Here is a 16,456-nt window from a genome sequence, read left to right on the forward strand (position 1 = left end):
CCGGGTCGCTAGCCGTCGGCTTGCTCAGCTCCAGGCCGCCCGAACCACCATGTCTGCCCCTGCAGACAAATGGTTGCCGGTGTGCCCTGCATCCAGGACGCACACGTGCTCGGATTCGTTGGCGCTTGTAGATACCAGGCATTCTGCTGCCCTGAAACTCAGAAGTTCCACCGGAAGGCTATCGCCTATTTGAAGTTCACTCATGACGCCCTTTTTGCTTGTCCGGGCATCACGCTCTTTATGGCTAGCCCGGGGTGGGGAAGAGAATTGTCCCCTCGGATCGCCGGGCTTCATCAGCGGTTGACTCAATACTGCCTTGTTTGGCGGAGTTTCGTCTACGCAGCCTATCCTCAACCGTTAGTTGAAGTTTGTATGCCGCACGATTGCCAGCAGTTCTTCACGGAGCCCCTCGGAGTCCAGATTGATCACGGACAATACGTTGTCCTCCTGTTGGTGGGATTGCTCCAGCAGTGACAGGCCCAGGTCAGTGATTGATATCAGTTGGCTGCGTCGGTCGAATCTGTTGGGTTGACGGCTGATGTACCCACGCGATTCGAGTCTGGTCAGTAGCGGGCCCATGGTCTGGGCCTGCACGCGGACGCTCCGGGCAAGATCCCCGGGCGTAATGGGTCCTGCCGTCGCCACGGCGTCAAGGGTCAGCACCGCTGGATAGGTCAGCCCCAGCGGACGTAGTTTGTCGTTCCATGCCAATTCCACAAGCCGCGCCGCAGTGGACAGCAGCCGGCTGGTTGGCCATCGTTCCATATCAGGCATTCAGGCACCCCCACGCTTCCGAATAGTCAGGTTGCTTACTAGGTTACATTAGGCCTGTGCTGCAATCGGACGTGGCGGTGAACGATGGGGTCCCGCGGCTTCTTAGATCAGGCTGCTGAAGATGTTCCAGCCGTTGCCGATCTGACCTTGGTTGAAAAGCGAGTAGTCTCCTTCCACGCCGAGGTTGGCGTAGCTGTAGAGATTTCCGTCCCGGTTGTAAGCGAGGAGGTCACTGCGGGAAATGTTGTATGACTTAATGAAGGGGCCGGCGCTGCTGATTTCGGGCATTTCGTCCCAGCCGTGGCCCACCCTCGATGGTGTACTCCAGCCGCCCTGTCCATCCGTGGGGTACTGGAAGAGGATGCCGTTACGGTCGCGGGCGAAGATGTCCGCTGTCCCGTCACCGGTGGTGTCTCCGGCGGCAATGATCTTGTCGAAGATCTGCCAGCCTGAGCCCACCTGAGAGGGGGCAAGCCAGCCGCCTTCGCCGTCGCCGGGGTAGAGATGAAGCTTGCCTTGACGGTCGCGAGCGAGGACGTCGTTGATGCCGTCACCGTCGAAATCACCCGGTCCCACGATTGAATCGAAGATATTCCAGCCGGCACCGACTTGAGAGGGCGCCAGCCAGCCGCCTTCGCCATCACCGGGATAAAGATGGAGGTTGCCGGTGCTGTCACGGCCCAGGACGTCGTTGTGTCCGTCTCCATCGAAGTCGCCGGGGGAGAAGACGATGTTGAAGATATTCCAGCCCGTTCCCACCACCCGGGGTTCATCCCAGGAGCTGGGGAATTGGAGAAGTTCCATGCCAGGTCCCCAATAGACCCAGTTCGGCTCGTATGTCCGCGGATAGAGAACAAGGTCGCCGTCGTCAGTCCGTCCCAGCAGTTCAAAGTTGCCGCGTCCCGTCCACCCCATGGCCCGGTTGGAGGCGGCGACGGGACGCGTCTCCCTGCTGTGGAAGACCCTCGGTGTTTCGCACGTGGTGTGGACATTCATGGAGATTCGGTTGCCCCGGTCCTCCGGGGTTAGCGTGAGGAATTCCCCTTGCCGCTCGGTTGGCAGAGGAACGCCGTTACTGAGCCACTCAAGGATGAATCCGTTAGGTGCTTCCTCGGTCTTGCACTTTTGGAACTGAGTGATGCCCAAGGTCAGCTCGGAACCCACGTAAGGCAAACCCACAATGGGCGGCACAAAAACGTATGGCGGTGTGGCCTCTGATGGCGCTGTGGCTGCGGCTGGTGCTACTCCGGCAACGGCAGCGGGTCCCACCAACACTGCGGCAAGTACAGCCGATTTCACGGCAGATGCAAAAGTCCCCAAGATTCCCCCAGCTCCGCCCATTCAGGCTCCGATTTGAGCTGAGCATAGCAGTCCGTCGGTGGCCTCAGAGCGGAGCAAAGCGCTGTGGAGCGTGTCAGGCTAGGAGAGCTCGTACGCGGATCGTCCTGCGCCTTGATCGGCACTGTGAACATGGAGGGCGTGCCGCATAGCTTGGCGGTTTTCTTCGGCAAGGTCAGGTTGACCGGCGACGCGGTATAGGTCTGCCGCCCATTGAAACTCATCGGCGGCAGCACGGAAGCGGGCCTCGTCGAAGAGCCTCCGGGCAATGTGGTGACGAACGTAGGCTTCCTCTTCGGGGGACCGGACTGTTCGCAAGGCTTTTTCGTGGAGCACGGCGGCATCATGCCAGCGGTACTGGCGCTGATGGATGTGGGCAAGCACCAGCAGCAGCTCCCGGCGGTCAGGCGAGTTCGGTAGCAGCTTGAAGCCTTGGTCCAGGGCTTCAGCGTCCCGGCCGAGTAATGCCAAGTACCTGACTCGTTCAACGGGTGGACAATCGCCTTCCAGCGCAGCTTCCAAGGCTTGACGGTTGATCACCACGTCGCGGAACGTCGTAGGGTCAGTGCGCCAAAGACTTGCAGTATCTTCCACCGTGATGTGCCCCCCATAGGCTTGTTATGGAGCCAACTGAGTCGCAGCACTGTCAATGCCAGGCTGCCGGAAACTCCATAATCTCATGAACGGTGAAGCCCGCAAGTTCGCCGGGCTGGGTGGCCTCAGTGGAGCTGGCTGTCCGGGGGCGTAGCCCGCCAGGAGTGAAAGGGGACGGTCAGCCCTGAGCGTGTTGGTGCGCAGGTGAACGGCCCGGCAGCGGCCACCAATTCGGGTGCCAACGGCACAACCCGCACCAGTTGGAGGTCGTTGCTGCCTGCAGCGGCACGGATGGTGAGGGCGTCGCCGGAGCGGCTGACACGAATGCGGACCCGGCCACCGTTCCACCCCGGAACAGGTGCTAGGGACCAGTCCGAAAAGCGGTGGGTAACCACCGCGCCCAGTTGAGCGGCGCCGTCGGCGAATTCCACGCCAGCCTTAATCCAATGCTCGGCGCTGATGCGGACGAAGATGCCCGCTTGGTCGAACTGTTGGGAGAACGCGGCCGTGAACTCAACCTCCATAGCGCTCTCCTGCGCGAAGGGGGCCAGTAGGGCGTGTTCGGTGTCGTGGATGAAACCGTAAGACGTGACGCGCCAAGCGTCGCTGCCTTCGGCGGCGGTGACCAGGAGGTCGCCTTCCTGCTCGACGACGGCGGCTGGCTGGTTGGTCCACTCACCGCGGTTCCAGGGGATGTCAGTCGGCACAGGACTCCTTGAGGTTTCAGCGCATGAAAGTTCCAGTGCTTCTAGGCAGCTGGCGTTTGGATCAGCGTATTCGATGCGGACTTTCCGATTCCAAGGACATGCGGCAAGCAGACGTGTTATCGTTTATCAATATATTGATAAACGATAAGGAGCGGGCGCGTGAAAACTGCATTCTCGACCAAAACGTCGGTTAACGTGGTGGCAAAGGTGGGCTTGTGGCTCCTGCTTGTAGCTGCCTGTGGAGTCGCTGTGGCGGCGATCCTTAGGCTTGTGTCCACAATTGGATATGCGTTTGCCGGGGTGACCACGGTGGCATTGCCAACCTTGGGCATCAGCAGGACAGATCCCTCCGCTCCCAGCATTCTTGGCCCCAAAGTTCAGCAGGTTCTCCATGGAGGCAATATCGACCTCGTCCTCCACGACCTTCCTGGAGACGCGCTGGTCCTGAATACCGCAGCCGCGGTCCTCGGGCAGCTAACCACTCTGCTGGTGTGTGCGGCCGTGATCATGCTGTGCTGGCGTTTGCTGCGGGGGGTGCCGTTCGCACCGACACTAACTCGTTCTATCTCCATCATGGGTGGGGTGCTTGTCCTGATCGGGGTGGTTGTTCCGATTCTTCAGGGATTCAGCAAACTCTTGATCGTAGACAGCTTGGACAATGTGCTCACTGTCGAGAGTCCAATTGGCAAGGGCAATCTGGACTACTACATAGTCTTCAGCGTCGACCTCCTGCCAGTGGTATTGGGGGTCGCCCTTCTGCTCCTGGCCGCTGTGTTCGCGAAGGGTGCGCAACTGCAGCGCGACACCGAGGGGCTGGTATAGCGATGGCTCCGGCTAAACAAGCCGACGAGGACATGATTCATTGCCGGCTCGATGAGCTTCTGGAGCAGCGGGGTATGACGTTGACAGACTTGAGCCGGGAGGTAGGGGTTACTCTCGCAAATCTCTCCGTCCTAAAAAATGACAGGGCTAGGGCTATCCGCTTCTCCACCTTGGCAGCCATCTGCCGGGTACTTGAATGTGAGGTCGGCGACCTGCTCGTCATCGACTAGGGCCAGGCAACGAGTGGTTTGTGTCTTTCCTGTCAGGGGCGCTGGTCCTATGAGGTCCACGGGTTCTGCTGGTGATCCCGACCGGGGGTGTTGGCTTATGTTCTCTGCGAAGCCGGTGAGGGTTTGGTCCAGCTGTGGGAGCTCAGCTTGGGGCAGCCCGTACTTGGTGAACTCCGTGGGGTCGAGGGTGCGGTGGCCAAGATCAATCACGACGGTCGTTTCAGCCTTGGTCACGGTCAGGCTGGCGAACTCTTGGTATTGGCGAGTGACCTCCACCAGGTACCCGGCCCCAGCTAGCGTATCCGTGATCTTGTCCACGGAGGCTGCGAAGGTCTCCGGGGTGTGGCTGCGGTATTGGGCAAAGAGATCAATGTCATCGGACATCCGGCTGGTGACACCGTGTTCGGCAAGTGCCTGACCGACGGCGAGGATGAACCCGTCAGCGGCGAGAACGGAAAGGGCTATTTCTGTTGCTGCGCGTTGAGCGTCGTCCATGCCGGATGTTCCTTGCTTTCACGGTGGGTGGGCAGCTGGGCAAACGCGTCATTCCATAGCTGCCGGCAGCGGTTCGGGAGGCGCATGGAGGGCCATAAAGTGATCAGTCTGCCGGCGTTGATGATCCGGGCCATCTCCTGGGTGGAGCCGGAGTTCTGCAGCGTCAGCTGGTAGAGCGTTCTGCAGCGGGCGTCATCGGCGACGTCGTAGTGACGCTCGGGTCCCCAGTCCAAGTGGATGGGTAGTTCCACAACACCGGATGATGGGCCGTTCAGTTCTTCAAGGGAATCAGGGACGAGGTAGAAGAGGGAATCGGCGATGGTGTGTCTGGCCTCTGGTCCGTGGACGTACTCTCGAAGGCCGGCGCGGACTCGTTCAGCGACAGTCGTCCCTTCTCTGGCCGCTTTGGCGTGTGCTTGATTCCATAGCTCGTCCTCAATACGGACCGAACGTCTGGGCGTACCTGCCGACATGGTGACCTCCCTCCAGGGGCCTCTTCGGTCCTATTCTACAGGGGTGTCATGACACCTCAACCTGCCGCGCAGGGTCCTGGTACCGCGAGCTTTCCGCACTTGGGCTATGGCGCGATTCCGGCCTGAGGACTCCAGCGTTTCCTCGGCGGCCAGCATGGCCACCGCGATACCCGTACACCTTTCTACGGGCGTGCGGGTATCGGGCGGGGCCTGAGCCGTTACTCGGCGTACTGCAGGCTCGTCAGGAGGGCCTTGAGCTTGCTGTACTGCTCGGTTTCCATCCAGGCCGCAGCGCTTTCGGGTGTCATGGAAACTTCGATGTTGGTGGTGGCTTGGGCTCCGCCGTTGCCCATAATCAGGAAGCTGCTGGCCGAGGTGCTGTCCGGGCCCTCAGTCATTAGGTCATCTGTCACCACACCCATGAAGTAGCGGGTGTATTCGGTGTCAAAGGGGTATTCGTCCTTGAAGAAGGCGAAGTGGGAGGCTCCGTGTCGGCTATTGAAGCCGGTCAGTGGCTGGGAGTCCAGGATGGTGCGGTTCACGGGCCCGCCCACCACGCCGCCGTAAATACCGCTGGTGATCTGCGCAACCTCAGCGCCCGTTTCGTCATGGATGTGCGCTGTGACTGTTTCGTAGTGCTTACCGTTCAAGTTGAAGGGCAGTCGCTCGGTTTGAGCGGTCCAGTCCGCCGGCAGCAGGAAGGAGATGTGCCCGTCCGGGAACGTGTACAAGCCGATCTGCGGGTAGTCGGGCGAGACGTGAGGGGTTGACGGTTCGGTGGGTGTTATCGGCGCTGGGTCTGGCGCGGAAGGAGCAACGGTCGACGGCGGATTGGTTGCCTGCGGTGCCGGTTCCACCGGCGGCGCGGGAACAACAGGTGGCGCCGGAACAACAGGTTCAGCAGACACTGCGGGAGTGGTCGGTGCTGCCGGAGCCGGAACGTTTACTTCCTGCACGGGAGTGATCACGACGGGAGCATTGGCCAGGGGAACAGCGACTTCCGGCTGGCTGACTTGTGCGGAGGGGTTGTGTTCGGAAACCGGAGCAGCAACTACTTCTTCCAAAGGGACTGCGGGGAGATCCACCAGGCTGCTGGTTTCTGCTGCCGCAGTGGTGAATGAATTACTGGCGACCGGGGTAGCCGGTGCGCAGGCGGCGAGCGTGAGTGCCAGGGTCAGCGTTGCGAGAGTGGCGTACTTGGCATGTCCGGATCGACGGTACTTCATTTTGGGTTCCTTCCCCCACGGAGTGATGGAGCAGTTCTTCTGCTCATACATGTTGTTTCCGGCAGGGGCCGATTGATTACACGTCTGCCAAAAACATTCGCTGGCCACCTTGGTGGATGGTTTACTGACTACGTGAAATCACTGGATGACTATCTGTTCGACATTGATGATCGGCCATCGAATGGTGAGCTTCGCTTTTGGATCGGGTTTCAGGTAGCGCTCGTTGGCGGCGGCTCATATGCGCTCCCGTTGTTTGCCCTGCACTGGGTTGGGGTACGTCAGTGGGCCTTGGTCGTCATCCCGCTGCTGTGCGCGGCTGGCGCGGTCTGGTGGCTTGTCACAACCCTGAGGCGGCGAGGTGTGGCCACAAAGGTCATATACCGGGCGCATGGTGGCAACCCAGCCGGCACGAGTGATTTCCTCTTTGGTCAGGTGGCCTACGAGATCACTGAGGATGGTCGCTGGAAGTGGCCAACGCCAAGCTCGGGCGAATGAGGCGGGGAGTTGCCCGGTTGTTGTGACACCCTGTTCGAGAGCAATTAAGGAAACGGACCATGTATTCAGACCGCGAGCGCCACAATGACGCCGTGTATGCCGAGCACAAGGCGGCGGTAGCAGCAGGGGAGAAGCGCGTCCTTCTCAACACCAAAACCGGCGAACTTCACAGCTACCCTGCGGACGAGATTGGTTTTGCGCCTGGCCGCGGTCATGCGCAGGTCAGCACGTGGTGGGGCATGGGGATTCTGGCCGTGGTTGCCGCCATGCTCACGGTTTTCTCTGTAGTGCTGTTGCTGGCGCCGCTGGGGCAAGGACAGGGACCGATGTGGGGTGCGCTGTTTCTGACTACTTTGGCTGGTGGCTTCACGTTCTATGCGGTCACGCTGTCCGTTCAGGAGTTCCGGGCTTCGCAGCTCCGAAAGCTACGGGGTTCACCTAAGCCGAGTTCAACCGGCAGGGTAGACATACCGTCGGAGCACTAATCAAAACCTGCCTTGGGGGACAACGGAATGCGTTGTGAAACAAAAATAGGCTTTGCTCTGCTTGCGCTGTTAACTCTGACGGCCGCGGGCTGTGACGAGCGCCCATTTACCCGCGACTATGCCCGGTCCGTTCCAAACTCTGTGATTCAGGTGGGCGAGAAGTCGGACAGGACGTGGGAGTACGTGGACCGGGACGGCGTATCCAGGCATCTCAACGCCTGCGAAGACCTGAGTCCGTGGAACGGTGCCTATAGCTGCAAGTCAGCCGACGGCGCAGTTGAGTTGAGCTACTCAGCTAAACGCATGCGGAATCCCACGCTCCACATCAGTGGCGACGAGGCGGTGCCACTGTTCTGCACCAATAGCGGATTTTTGGGCGACGGGCTGAGGTTCTGTATACCGGCGTCGGACCCTGCCGTTCCGCCTCAGCCGGTCCCTCGCCGGGATAAGTCCTAACCTGTTTTCAACGCTGAGTAGCCAAACGTCGACGGCGGCTGGTTCTGTCCTGTGGCCCTAGCTCAGGAAGCTGCGCTTTCGGCGGGTGTGCACTTCTCAGGGGTCTCGGCAAAGGTGAACCAGTCGGGGAGCGCTGCCGTGTAGGCCTCCCGAACCAGCGGGTCCTTGGTTGCTGTCCAGTCCACGGTGGCTTTGACCTCTACTTCGTTCTTGTCCCACTCGAACCAGTTGATCATCTTCAGGGCGGGGTAGTCCTTGGGGATGGCGGGGTCGAAGAGTTGGCCCCACCAGGCTTCCTTGATCGCCAAAACGTCGGCACCCTCGCCGGATGCCACTGTGAGAGCTGCAGTTTCGGGGATAGCCACTGGCTTGTTCCGGGCGGTTCCATAGTCGGCATAGAAGTCGGGGACGGCCAGATCGTTTCCGCCGGCTCCGGCGTAGGTGCCGGTGAGCTGCTGAAGGAATTTCCCCGGTTCCGGGATGACGTTTGCGCCCCACGGATAAGTGTTGCCCCAGTGGTAGAGGGACATGCCAACCCAATCCACGGCATCGTTGCCGGGGTAGTAGGGCGCGTAGGGATCGTCAGTACCTGTGATGGCTCCGTCTTTGTCAGTGTCCAGGGCTGCGAAGTCAGGGGATCCGGTCACGGCTTCATATTTGCCGCCGCTGAACGGGTAACCGCCGCCGTAGTTGGGTGCCCACATCATGGCGGTGCCGGCAGCCTTGGTGTGGACCGCTTCGGCCACCAGCTGGTACGCGGCGACGTATGCGGCCGGTTGCTGACCCCAGGGGTACCAGGAGCCGTTCATCTCGTGGGCGAACCTCACTATGACAGGGACGCCTGCGTTGTTGAATCGGGCCAGCGTTGATGCGAGTTCGTCTGCTTTCTCCGACGTCACTGATGCCAAACCCTGTTTGGGCTCCAGAGTGAGGAGCATGGTTCCACCATTGGCACGGATCTGTTCGAAGGCTGCGTCGACGTTCTCTTTGTCTTTCTCTGACATGGGAAAGTCGGTGAAGGTGACTGTAACGGCCGGGCGGCTGCCAAGATTGGCCGCATACTGCTCCAGGGTCTCGTGCTCCCAATCGAGGTTCACGCCGGCAAGAATCCCGTCCTTTGGCGCCAACGGACGCGTAGGCTCACACACCGGCAGGGGAGTGGGTGAGCTGCCCGGCTGCGGCCCGGCGCAACCTACAACGACGCCGCCCAACAACGCGCCGGTAGTGATCACAGCGCCAAACTTCCCGAGCCCCCAAGTCATGGCTTTCAATGTAGCAGCGCCGCTGTAGCATCAGAAGCACCACCGCATTTAGCGCGTTAAGGAGACCGAAAATGCCTGAAACACCTGACGGTACTGCCACCACAATCAGTAAAACTTTCAGCCGTGAAACCCGGGTCTCCACCACCATCGACGCGCCTCCGTCCACTGTGTGGCGGCTTCTCACTGATGCCAAAGGCTACCCCGCATGGAACTCCACGGTGGTTTCGGTGGACGGTGAAATCGCCCCGGGATCAAAAATCAAGCTGGTCTCCACGCTGGATCCCAGCCGTACCTTCACACTCAAGGTCAAAGAGTTCCAAGCCCCACAAAAGCTCGCCTGGGGTGACGCTCTGGGAACCAGGACTTACACCATCACGGAGACCAACGACGGGCGCTCCCTCTTTGAGATGGCCGAGAAGATCGGCGGTCCCGTCTTTCCGCTCTTTGCGTCAAAGATCCCGTCCTTTGACGCCAGCTTCACCCGGTTTGCGGCAGACCTGAAGGCGGCGGCCGAAAAGGAAAAGAAATAACGACGGCGCTGCTGCCGCCGGCTACGGGACAAACCGGCAACGGAACAAACCAGCTACGGAACAAACCTGTAGCCCATGCCCGGCTCGGTGATCAGATGCCGGGGGTTGCCACGCGGAACTGGACTTCGGCTGGAAGGTGGCCGCCGGCGTCGGTGACAAAATTCCCGACGGCGGACGCCGCACCTTTGCGGATAAGGCGCCCGTCCACCTCCAGGCCGCTCATAGGGGTGCTGGCGGTGAACTCCACTATGGCGATCTCCGAGTAACTGTTGCGGAGACCGGCGAGATCGGGGCCCTCTACTCCCTTGGCGTCAGCGAGTTCCACAATGGAACGGCCCTCCGGGGTTTCGTCGGCGAGGCTGGACAGCCGGGCGGCGGTGATGAGTTGGTTCAGCTGGACGTCGTTGGCCGGGAAGAAATTGACGGCCGGCTTCGCGGAGGACCCTTGGATCATCGTTCCCATTTGCGCTGCCATCATTGCCGGGGGACTCGGTTTCCGGTGATCATCCAGTTATTCAGGAATCCCTTCAACGTCAAGAACTGGACCATTCACCTTCGCCTGACCATCTTCGGCTATGTGCTGCTGTTTATTGCAGGCACCGTGCTCTTCGGTGCCTTTGAGTGGAACCGTCCGGAGACCTTAGGTCCTTTGAGCTTTGGCGGCAAGATTCTGGGGGCGCTTGGGGGAGGAGTTTTTCCCCGGACGGCAGGATTCAACAGCATCGACTACGGGGCAGCCACTCCCGAAACCCTCATGGTCACCAACATCCTGATGTTCATTGGCGGTGGCAGCGCAGGAACGGCCGGCGGAATCAAGATCACCACCTTCCTGGTTTTGGGGTTTGCCATGTGGAACGAAATTCGGGGACGCGAGCACGTCACCATCGCACACCGGTCCATTAGTTCTTCCACCCAACGCCAGGCTCTCACCGTGGCCCTGCTGGGTGTGGGAGTGGTGATCCTTGGGACGCTGTTGCTCCTCATGTCCACCGACTACAGCCTGGAGAAAGTGCTTTTCGAGACCATCTCGGCGTTCGGAACCGTAGGGCTGAGCACGGGCATTACCTACAACCTGCCTCCCACCGCCGAATGGGTGCTGATGGCGTTGATGTTTGCCGGCCGTATAGGCACTGTCACTGTTGCCTCAGCCATCGCCTTGGCATCCCGGCCAAGGCTTTTCCAGCTACCCGAAGAGCGGCCCATCATCGGCTGATAATTTCAGCTGGTCTGTTCCCGGGTTGTATCAATCCGTAGCATGTTTTCGGCCGCGGGATTTCAAGGAAAACGGGCTCCCACAGCAAGTAGCCAGCTCTCGGATACGGCAGAAAGTCGAGTACTCACTACTCGTGCCCGGTGAGTACCTCATGGACTTAACTGATCTCAGCGGCTCATGAACTACCTCCAATAAACCCCCAATAGTTGGCGGTTGTACGAACCGCAGGCCGGGGCCGGACACAGTACGCAGGTACAGGTGTCCGGCCCCGCCGCCGTGAAGGTGCCCGGGCAAGAGGGGGGACCTGCCCGGGCGGTCTGAAGGGACGTGGCTGGTTAGGCCGTCGTGGCAGAGTTCTGCTGAGCGTTCCACGCTGCATAGCTGCCATCCAGCTCAGCTACGTCGTATCCGGCACGGCGCAGGGCGCTGGCCGCCACGGAATTCCGGACACCTGACTGGCAGTACGTCACAAGCGTTCCCTCGGTGGGAAGCTCGTCCAGATGCCACATGATCCGCCCACCGCTTAGCTGGTAGGAACCAGGAATATTCCCGGCCACGTGTTCGCTGCGGTTGCGAACGTCCAGCACCAAAGCGGCGTCAAAACCCTGCAACTCTTCGGGCTGGATCAGCTTTGGCGTCACCAGGGGAAGCCCTTCAATGCTGGTGATGTAACCTGCCACGTTGTCGATGCCAACCCGTACCAAATGGTCCCACATGTCCATGGCCTGCTCCTGGTCCCGTGCTAGAAGTACCAAGGGGTTCTTGTCCGTCTCCGGGTTCACCACCCAAGCGCCGTAGCTCGCCACGGATTTGCCGGCCGGAACATTCAGGGAACGGTCCACCGTGCGCTCGTGGACCTCACGGTGGGAGCGGGTGTCAATGAACGTGAGAGTGTCCTCGGCCAGACCAGCGGCAACCACGTCTACCGCCAGTTCGGCCAGAGGTGTCCGCTCACCCATCACCACTGGGCCCTCACGGTTTTCCCGTTTCATCCGCCCAAAGTAGGCGTGAGCGTCGGGCTGCCCGTCCAGAAGCTCGTTGATGAAACCCTGCTCGTCGTTGGCGGCAAGGTAAGGGCCCCACCAGGCGTACAGCCGCTCGTAGCCAACGGTGGAAGACGGGATGGCGCCGAGGGCCTTGCCGCAGGCACTCCCGGCACCATGGGCCGGGTGGACCTGGACATAGTCCGGCAGGGTGAGGAACTTATCCCGAAGGCTAGCGAACAGCTGCTTTGCACCTTCGAAGCGGGTGTCCACACCCCCGGCTGCCTCGTCCAGCAGGTCCGGTCGGCCCAAGTCACCGGAGAAAACAAAGTCGCCCGAGAGCAGGTAGCCGGGCTGGTCGCTGAATGCGCCGTCGGTGACCAGGAAGGACAAATGTTCAGGTGTGTGGCCTGGGGTGTGCACGGCCTGGATGCTGATGTTGCCGATGGTGATCTTGTGGCCGTCGTAGAGGCGCTCGCCGTCGAACTTGTACTGCCAGTCCGGGCCGCCTTCGCCGGAGACGTAGATCGTTGCGCCGGTGGCGGCGGCCAGTTCACGGGTGCCGGACAGATAGTCAGCGTGGATGTGGGTTTCTGTGACGGCAACAATCTTCATGCCGTTCTTTTCAGCCAGTTGCTGGTAGACCGCGATGTCTCGGCGGCCGTCCACAACAACGGCCTCTCCCTTGGCTTGGCAGCCGATCAGATAGCTGGCTTGGGCGAGGTCTTCGTCGTAAATACGCTCAATAAGCATGATGTTCGCTCCCTTGTTGAATAGGGCCAGTTGAATAGGCCCAGTTGAATAGGTCCGGTTGAATAGGCCCAGTTGTTTGGGGCCGGTTGCTTGTATCGGGTTGCTTGGGTCAGGCAGTGACTGTGCCGGCGGTGACCCATGCCGCGACGGCGAAGATGAGTACCGCAAATGAGATGCGGATGTGCTTGTCATGCAGGTGACGTGCCAGGCGGGCTGCTGCAAGGGATCCCAGGATGGCCGGGACCGCGAATGCCAGGGTGGTGGCCCAGTCAATGGTGTAGCCGGCTGCGTGGGCGCTGAACCCGGCGGCAGAGTTGATCACGATAATTGCCAGGGACGTTCCCACTGCCTGTTTCATGCGCAGGCCAAGAAGGATGGTCAGTGCGGGGGTGATCAGGAAACCTCCTCCAACACCCAGCAAACCGGTGAGGAACCCCACCAGCAGGCCCACTCCTACGGCTTTCGGAACGCAGGATCGGAGCGCGCGGTGTGGGCCCGTACTGCAGGACCCCTCGGATTCGCGGGTTTTCATCAGCATCCGAATGCCTGCAGCCACCATGATCACGGCAAAAGCGAGCATCAGGATGCTGGGATCAAGCAGTCTGCCCACGGCCGCACCGGCCCAGGCTGCCGGTATGCCGGCTGTTCCAACCAATGCGATCACGGGCCAGTTCAGGCCAGCACGGACCCGGGGCAAAAGAGCGGCGAGGGAGGACACGCCCACTACCAGGAGCGACGTCGGAATAGCCTGTGAGGGGGGCATGCCCACCCCGTACACCAGGGCCGGCACTGCGATGATGGACCCGCCACCGCCTACTACACCCAGGACAACGCCAACCACTAGCCCCAGGCCCAGGGCTGGAATCATGCTGCGGCACCCCCAGGGGATACCAGGGGTAGCTGAAGGATTGCGCTTTCGCGGGTGGGTTCCTTGGCGGCTTTGTTCCACGGCATGGCTGAAAGAGCCTTACCCATGGCGCAGGTATTGGTGGCGGCGGAGAAGGTCAGCCCGGCTCCAATGGCGCCAGCGAGTAGGCGGACCTTGGGAGAGATGAGTTTGCCTCCGGCCAGGCCTAGGACCACCAGGGATCCTGCGGTGAGGCGGACCTGGCGCTCGAGGTCCCAGCGGTTCTTGCCCCTGACCACGTCCCCGCCAACTGCGGCGAAACCGGGAGCACCGCCGGTAAGGACGTACGCACCTTCCATGCCGGCTTTGCCCAGGCGCTGCCGGGCTTGCTCGGCGCGTGCTCCTGACTGGCAGACCAGAACCACCCTGGAGCCCAAGCGGGTGGCCAGCTCGTCTGTGTGTTCTGAAAGCAGCGGGAGGGGCACGTTGTAGGAACCGCGGATGTGCATCGCCTCAAACTCAGCCGCGGAGCGAACATCGATCACCATGAGGTCCTGGTGTTGATGGATCCAGGTCCGCAGGGTTTCCGGGGCAAGGGCCGTAATGGCTTGCGACGTGGAAGGGGGAGTCATTTTTGACCTCTCGGAAGGGGATAGGTGGATACCCCACCGAGTATTGCATATACCCCCGGGGGTAATCAAAACACCCTAGGGGGTATAGAATCGAGGTTAGGATCCTGATCATTGGAGAAGTACGTGGAACTCAATCCCTCAGAACTGACCCCCGTCATCAATCGCCTCAAGCGCGCGCAAGGCCAGTTGGCCGCGGTTACCCGCATGCTGGAAGAAGGCCGTGACTGCAAGGACGTGGTGACGCAGCTGGCGGCAGTGTCCAAGGCGCTGGACCGGGCAGGGTTCGCCATCATCGCCACGGGGCTGGAACAGTGCATTGTCCAGAAGGACGCAACCATGGACAAGAAGGAGCTGGAGAAGCTCTTCCTCTCCCTCGCGTGACCCTTGCGATGGGTCGAAGCAGATGCGGACACGCCGGCCCCTAGCCAAACCCCGCATGCCAGGCAATCGAAGAGCCGTGGTTAGCCGTCGCCCGCGCCCAACTGCAAGCGCCCGCGCTGAGTGAGGTCAGTCGTCCTCGGTAGACGCCGAAGGTGCATGAGGGGCGAGCAGGAGGATCAGCTCGTCAATTTCATGTGCTGATGTGGTGGGATGCCGGAAGTGTTGGTGGGGTTCCAGGGTGTAGTGGGTGCGGCGTCCCACTCGGCTGCGGTGAAGATACCCCTCGTTTTCGAGGTCTTTGAGTATTTGAAGGGCTGCACGTGGTGTGATCCCAACACGTTCAGCTATTTCCGTGACCCTGATCCCGGGGTCTGTGGCCACGGAAAGCAGGACGTGTCCGTGGTTCGTCAGGAAGGTCCAGCTATGCCGCTTCCGCGGAGGCAGGGGCGGAGGCGGCATAGCGGGCAACGCTTCCTTCCAGCTCATTGGGAGCGACGCATGCGTAGTACGCGTTCGCAGATGCCTTGCCGGCGTTTCCGCGACTGATAAGGACACATGGCCCGGTGCGGGTCAACGCTCATTTCTTGTCTCCTTCGCTCACAGAGGGGCGGTGTTCCCCGCTGCCCTGAGGGTGTTCCTGTGGGGTGTGCTGCTTCTTCGCCCAGCTGTTTCGCCAGAGTGGTTCCAGTGCTTCGAGTTGTTGGGGTGTGGCTGTCCCGAAGGGCGGTTTTGCTGGCGCTGGGAGTTCCTTGCGGCCTTGTCCTCGGGTAGCCCAGAGGCTCATGCCGATGGATACGCCCAAGATGGTGGCGATGACGGCGAGGGAAATGGGGGTGGGGATGTAGTAGATGTCGATTTTGAGGAGCATCTTGATGCCGACCCAGATGAGGACGAGTGCGAGGCCGATTTTGAGGTAGATGAAGCGGTGGATCAGGTCTGCGAGGAGGAAGTACATGGCTCTGAGGCCGAGGATCGCGAAGGCGTTGGCGGTGAAGACGAGGAAGACTTCGTCGGTGACGGCGAAGATCGCCGGGATGGAGTCCACGGCGAAGATGATGTCCGTGAATTCGATCAGGGCCAGGACCGCTAGCAGGGGTGTGGCAAGAAGGACGCCGTTCTTTCGGATGAGGAATCTTTGGCCGTGGAAGTCATTGGTCATGGGGATCTTTTTCCTGAACAGCGCCAGGGTTTTGGATTTTTCGGGGTCGAGGTGTTCGTTGCGGTGCCGGATCATGCGGTAGCCGGTGATGAGGAGGAAGGCTGCGAACAGGTATAGCACCCATCCGGCGCTGGCGATGATGGCTGATCCTGCCGCGATGAAGATGCCGCGGAAAATGAGAGCCCCCAGCACGCCGAAGAACAGCACACGGTGCTGGTACTCGCGGGGGACGGCGAAGTAGGTGAAGATGATGGCCCAGATGAATACGTTGTCCACGGCCAGGGACTTCTCTATCAGGTATCCGGCGAAGTACTGCTGACCGAATTCAGCTCCGAAGAGTTGCCACACGAGCGCGCCGAAACCAACTCCAAAGGCAACCCACACCGCTGACCATAGGGCTGCTTCCCGTACGCCGATCACGTGGGCTTTTCGGTGGGCGAATAAGTCCACGGCGAGCATCAGAACAATAACGCCGAGAACGGCTAGCCACGCCCATAGGGGAACATTCATGAGGAAACCTCTTCCAGTCGGTGAACCAACTGGAGGTCTTTCCCAGCCACTGTCAAGAAGTGGCCTGTCCCGCCGGGCCGTACACGGACGG

General features: G+C 60.7%; 22 protein-coding genes. 7 read left to right on the forward strand and 15 right to left on the reverse strand.

Annotated features, from left to right (window positions below; translation table 11 throughout):
- Window positions 1–24 precede the first annotated feature (24 nt).
- The 5 genes from EU811_RS09165 to EU811_RS09185 form a co-directional block, all read right to left on the reverse strand.
- A complete protein-coding gene (locus tag EU811_RS09165; RefSeq protein ID WP_142938166.1) occupies window positions 25–204 on the reverse strand; it encodes a hypothetical protein in 180 nt (59 codons plus the stop codon).
- A gap of 153 nt (window positions 205–357) precedes the next feature.
- Window positions 358–765, reverse strand: a complete 408-nt coding sequence (locus EU811_RS09170) for a MarR family winged helix-turn-helix transcriptional regulator (RefSeq protein ID WP_238703360.1) — start codon at window positions 763–765, stop codon at window positions 358–360.
- Between the two features lie 111 nt (window positions 766–876).
- Entirely contained in the window at window positions 877–2,094 is a 1,218-nt protein-coding gene (locus tag EU811_RS09175; RefSeq protein ID WP_238703361.1) for an FG-GAP repeat domain-containing protein, read from the reverse strand.
- A gap of 99 nt (window positions 2,095–2,193) precedes the next feature.
- Window positions 2,194–2,706, reverse strand: coding sequence for a hypothetical protein (locus EU811_RS09180; protein WP_142938169.1), 513 nt, complete (start codon window positions 2,704–2,706; stop codon window positions 2,194–2,196).
- A gap of 125 nt (window positions 2,707–2,831) precedes the next feature.
- Window positions 2,832–3,413: a DUF1349 domain-containing protein gene (locus EU811_RS09185; protein ID WP_142938170.1), complete on the reverse strand. Its 582-nt coding sequence runs from the start codon at window positions 3,411–3,413 to the stop codon at window positions 2,832–2,834.
- A 159-nt stretch (window positions 3,414–3,572) separates the two neighbouring features.
- Here EU811_RS09185 and EU811_RS09190 point away from each other — a divergent pair, with 159 nt between their 5' ends.
- Both EU811_RS09190 and EU811_RS09195 read left to right on the forward strand, forming a co-directional pair.
- Window positions 3,573–4,235 carry a hypothetical protein gene (locus EU811_RS09190; RefSeq protein WP_142938171.1) on the forward strand — a complete coding sequence of 221 codons (663 nt, stop codon included), beginning with the start codon at window positions 3,573–3,575 and terminating at the stop codon, window positions 4,233–4,235.
- Between the two features lie 2 nt (window positions 4,236–4,237).
- Window positions 4,238–4,465 carry a helix-turn-helix domain-containing protein gene (locus EU811_RS09195; protein ID WP_142938172.1) on the forward strand — a complete coding sequence of 76 codons (228 nt, stop codon included), beginning with the start codon at window positions 4,238–4,240 and terminating at the stop codon, window positions 4,463–4,465.
- Here EU811_RS09195 and EU811_RS09200 read toward each other — a convergent pair.
- From EU811_RS09200 to EU811_RS09210, 3 genes are all read right to left on the reverse strand, one after another.
- Window positions 4,367–4,960: a hypothetical protein gene (locus tag EU811_RS09200; protein WP_142938173.1), complete on the reverse strand. Its 594-nt coding sequence runs from the start codon at window positions 4,958–4,960 to the stop codon at window positions 4,367–4,369. The genes EU811_RS09195 and EU811_RS09200 overlap by 99 nt on opposite strands.
- Entirely contained in the window at window positions 4,927–5,433 is a 507-nt protein-coding gene (locus EU811_RS09205; RefSeq protein ID WP_142938174.1) for a hypothetical protein, read from the reverse strand. The genes EU811_RS09200 and EU811_RS09205 overlap by 34 nt, the downstream gene beginning before the upstream one ends.
- A 218-nt stretch (window positions 5,434–5,651) precedes the next feature.
- Window positions 5,652–6,659, reverse strand: coding sequence for a hypothetical protein (locus tag EU811_RS09210; RefSeq protein WP_187697103.1), 1,008 nt, complete (start codon window positions 6,657–6,659; stop codon window positions 5,652–5,654).
- 132 nt (window positions 6,660–6,791) lie between these two features.
- Here EU811_RS09210 and EU811_RS09215 point away from each other — a divergent pair, with 132 nt between their 5' ends.
- Both EU811_RS09215 and EU811_RS09220 read left to right on the forward strand, forming a co-directional pair.
- Window positions 6,792–7,154: a hypothetical protein gene (locus EU811_RS09215; RefSeq protein ID WP_238703362.1), complete on the forward strand. Its 363-nt coding sequence runs from the start codon at window positions 6,792–6,794 to the stop codon at window positions 7,152–7,154.
- A 59-nt stretch (window positions 7,155–7,213) separates the two neighbouring features.
- The gene (locus EU811_RS09220; RefSeq protein ID WP_142938175.1) at window positions 7,214–7,639 is read left to right on the forward strand and encodes a hypothetical protein; all 426 of its coding nucleotides are present in this window, start codon (window positions 7,214–7,216) and stop codon (window positions 7,637–7,639) included.
- 518 nt (window positions 7,640–8,157) lie between these two features.
- Here the strand turns inward: EU811_RS09220 and EU811_RS09225 are convergent.
- The gene (locus EU811_RS09225; RefSeq protein WP_165450176.1) at window positions 8,158–9,357 is read right to left on the reverse strand and encodes a glycoside hydrolase family 26 protein; all 1,200 of its coding nucleotides are present in this window, start codon (window positions 9,355–9,357) and stop codon (window positions 8,158–8,160) included.
- A 71-nt stretch (window positions 9,358–9,428) separates the two neighbouring features.
- Between EU811_RS09225 and EU811_RS09230 the strand changes: the two genes are divergently transcribed.
- Window positions 9,429–9,887 carry an SRPBCC domain-containing protein gene (locus EU811_RS09230; RefSeq protein ID WP_142938176.1) on the forward strand — a complete coding sequence of 153 codons (459 nt, stop codon included), beginning with the start codon at window positions 9,429–9,431 and terminating at the stop codon, window positions 9,885–9,887.
- Window positions 9,888–9,978: 91 nt separating this feature from the next.
- On the opposite strand, the gene EU811_RS09235 is transcribed toward EU811_RS09230, so the two are convergent.
- Window positions 9,979–10,350, reverse strand: coding sequence for a hypothetical protein (locus tag EU811_RS09235; RefSeq protein WP_238703363.1), 372 nt, complete (start codon window positions 10,348–10,350; stop codon window positions 9,979–9,981).
- Between the two features lie 36 nt (window positions 10,351–10,386).
- Here EU811_RS09235 and EU811_RS09240 point away from each other — a divergent pair, with 36 nt between their 5' ends.
- Window positions 10,387–11,100, forward strand: coding sequence for a potassium transporter TrkG (locus tag EU811_RS09240; RefSeq protein ID WP_238703364.1), 714 nt, complete (start codon window positions 10,387–10,389; stop codon window positions 11,098–11,100).
- Between the two features lie 335 nt (window positions 11,101–11,435).
- Here EU811_RS09240 and EU811_RS09245 read toward each other — a convergent pair whose 3' ends face one another.
- From EU811_RS09245 to EU811_RS09255, 3 genes are all read right to left on the reverse strand, one after another.
- A complete protein-coding gene (locus tag EU811_RS09245; RefSeq protein WP_142938177.1) occupies window positions 11,436–12,836 on the reverse strand; it encodes an MBL fold metallo-hydrolase in 1,401 nt (466 codons plus the stop codon).
- 109 nt (window positions 12,837–12,945) lie between these two features.
- Window positions 12,946–13,704: a sulfite exporter TauE/SafE family protein gene (locus EU811_RS09250; protein WP_142938178.1), complete on the reverse strand. Its 759-nt coding sequence runs from the start codon at window positions 13,702–13,704 to the stop codon at window positions 12,946–12,948.
- Window positions 13,701–14,315: a rhodanese-like domain-containing protein gene (locus EU811_RS09255; protein WP_142938179.1), complete on the reverse strand. Its 615-nt coding sequence runs from the start codon at window positions 14,313–14,315 to the stop codon at window positions 13,701–13,703. Before EU811_RS09255 ends, EU811_RS09250 begins: the two co-directional genes overlap by 4 nt.
- 123 nt (window positions 14,316–14,438) lie before the next feature.
- Here EU811_RS09255 and EU811_RS09260 point away from each other — a divergent pair, with 123 nt between their 5' ends.
- Window positions 14,439–14,696 carry a metal-sensitive transcriptional regulator gene (locus EU811_RS09260; RefSeq protein ID WP_017200146.1) on the forward strand — a complete coding sequence of 86 codons (258 nt, stop codon included), beginning with the start codon at window positions 14,439–14,441 and terminating at the stop codon, window positions 14,694–14,696.
- A gap of 126 nt (window positions 14,697–14,822) precedes the next feature.
- Here EU811_RS09260 and EU811_RS09265 read toward each other — a convergent pair whose 3' ends face one another.
- Together EU811_RS09265 and EU811_RS09270 are read right to left on the reverse strand one after the other, a co-directional pair.
- Window positions 14,823–15,155: a helix-turn-helix transcriptional regulator gene (locus EU811_RS09265; protein WP_238703365.1), complete on the reverse strand. Its 333-nt coding sequence runs from the start codon at window positions 15,153–15,155 to the stop codon at window positions 14,823–14,825.
- 118 nt (window positions 15,156–15,273) lie between these two features.
- Window positions 15,274–16,365 (reverse strand): TerC family protein, encoded by a 1,092-nt coding sequence (locus tag EU811_RS09270; protein ID WP_238703366.1) that lies wholly within the window; start codon window positions 16,363–16,365, stop codon window positions 15,274–15,276.
- Between the last annotated feature and the right edge of the window lie 91 nt (window positions 16,366–16,456).

Origin of the sequence: Arthrobacter sp. TS-15 (genome assembly GCF_006964045.1) — a bacterium.
Taxonomy (GTDB): Bacteria; Actinomycetota; Actinomycetes; order Actinomycetales; family Micrococcaceae; genus Arthrobacter.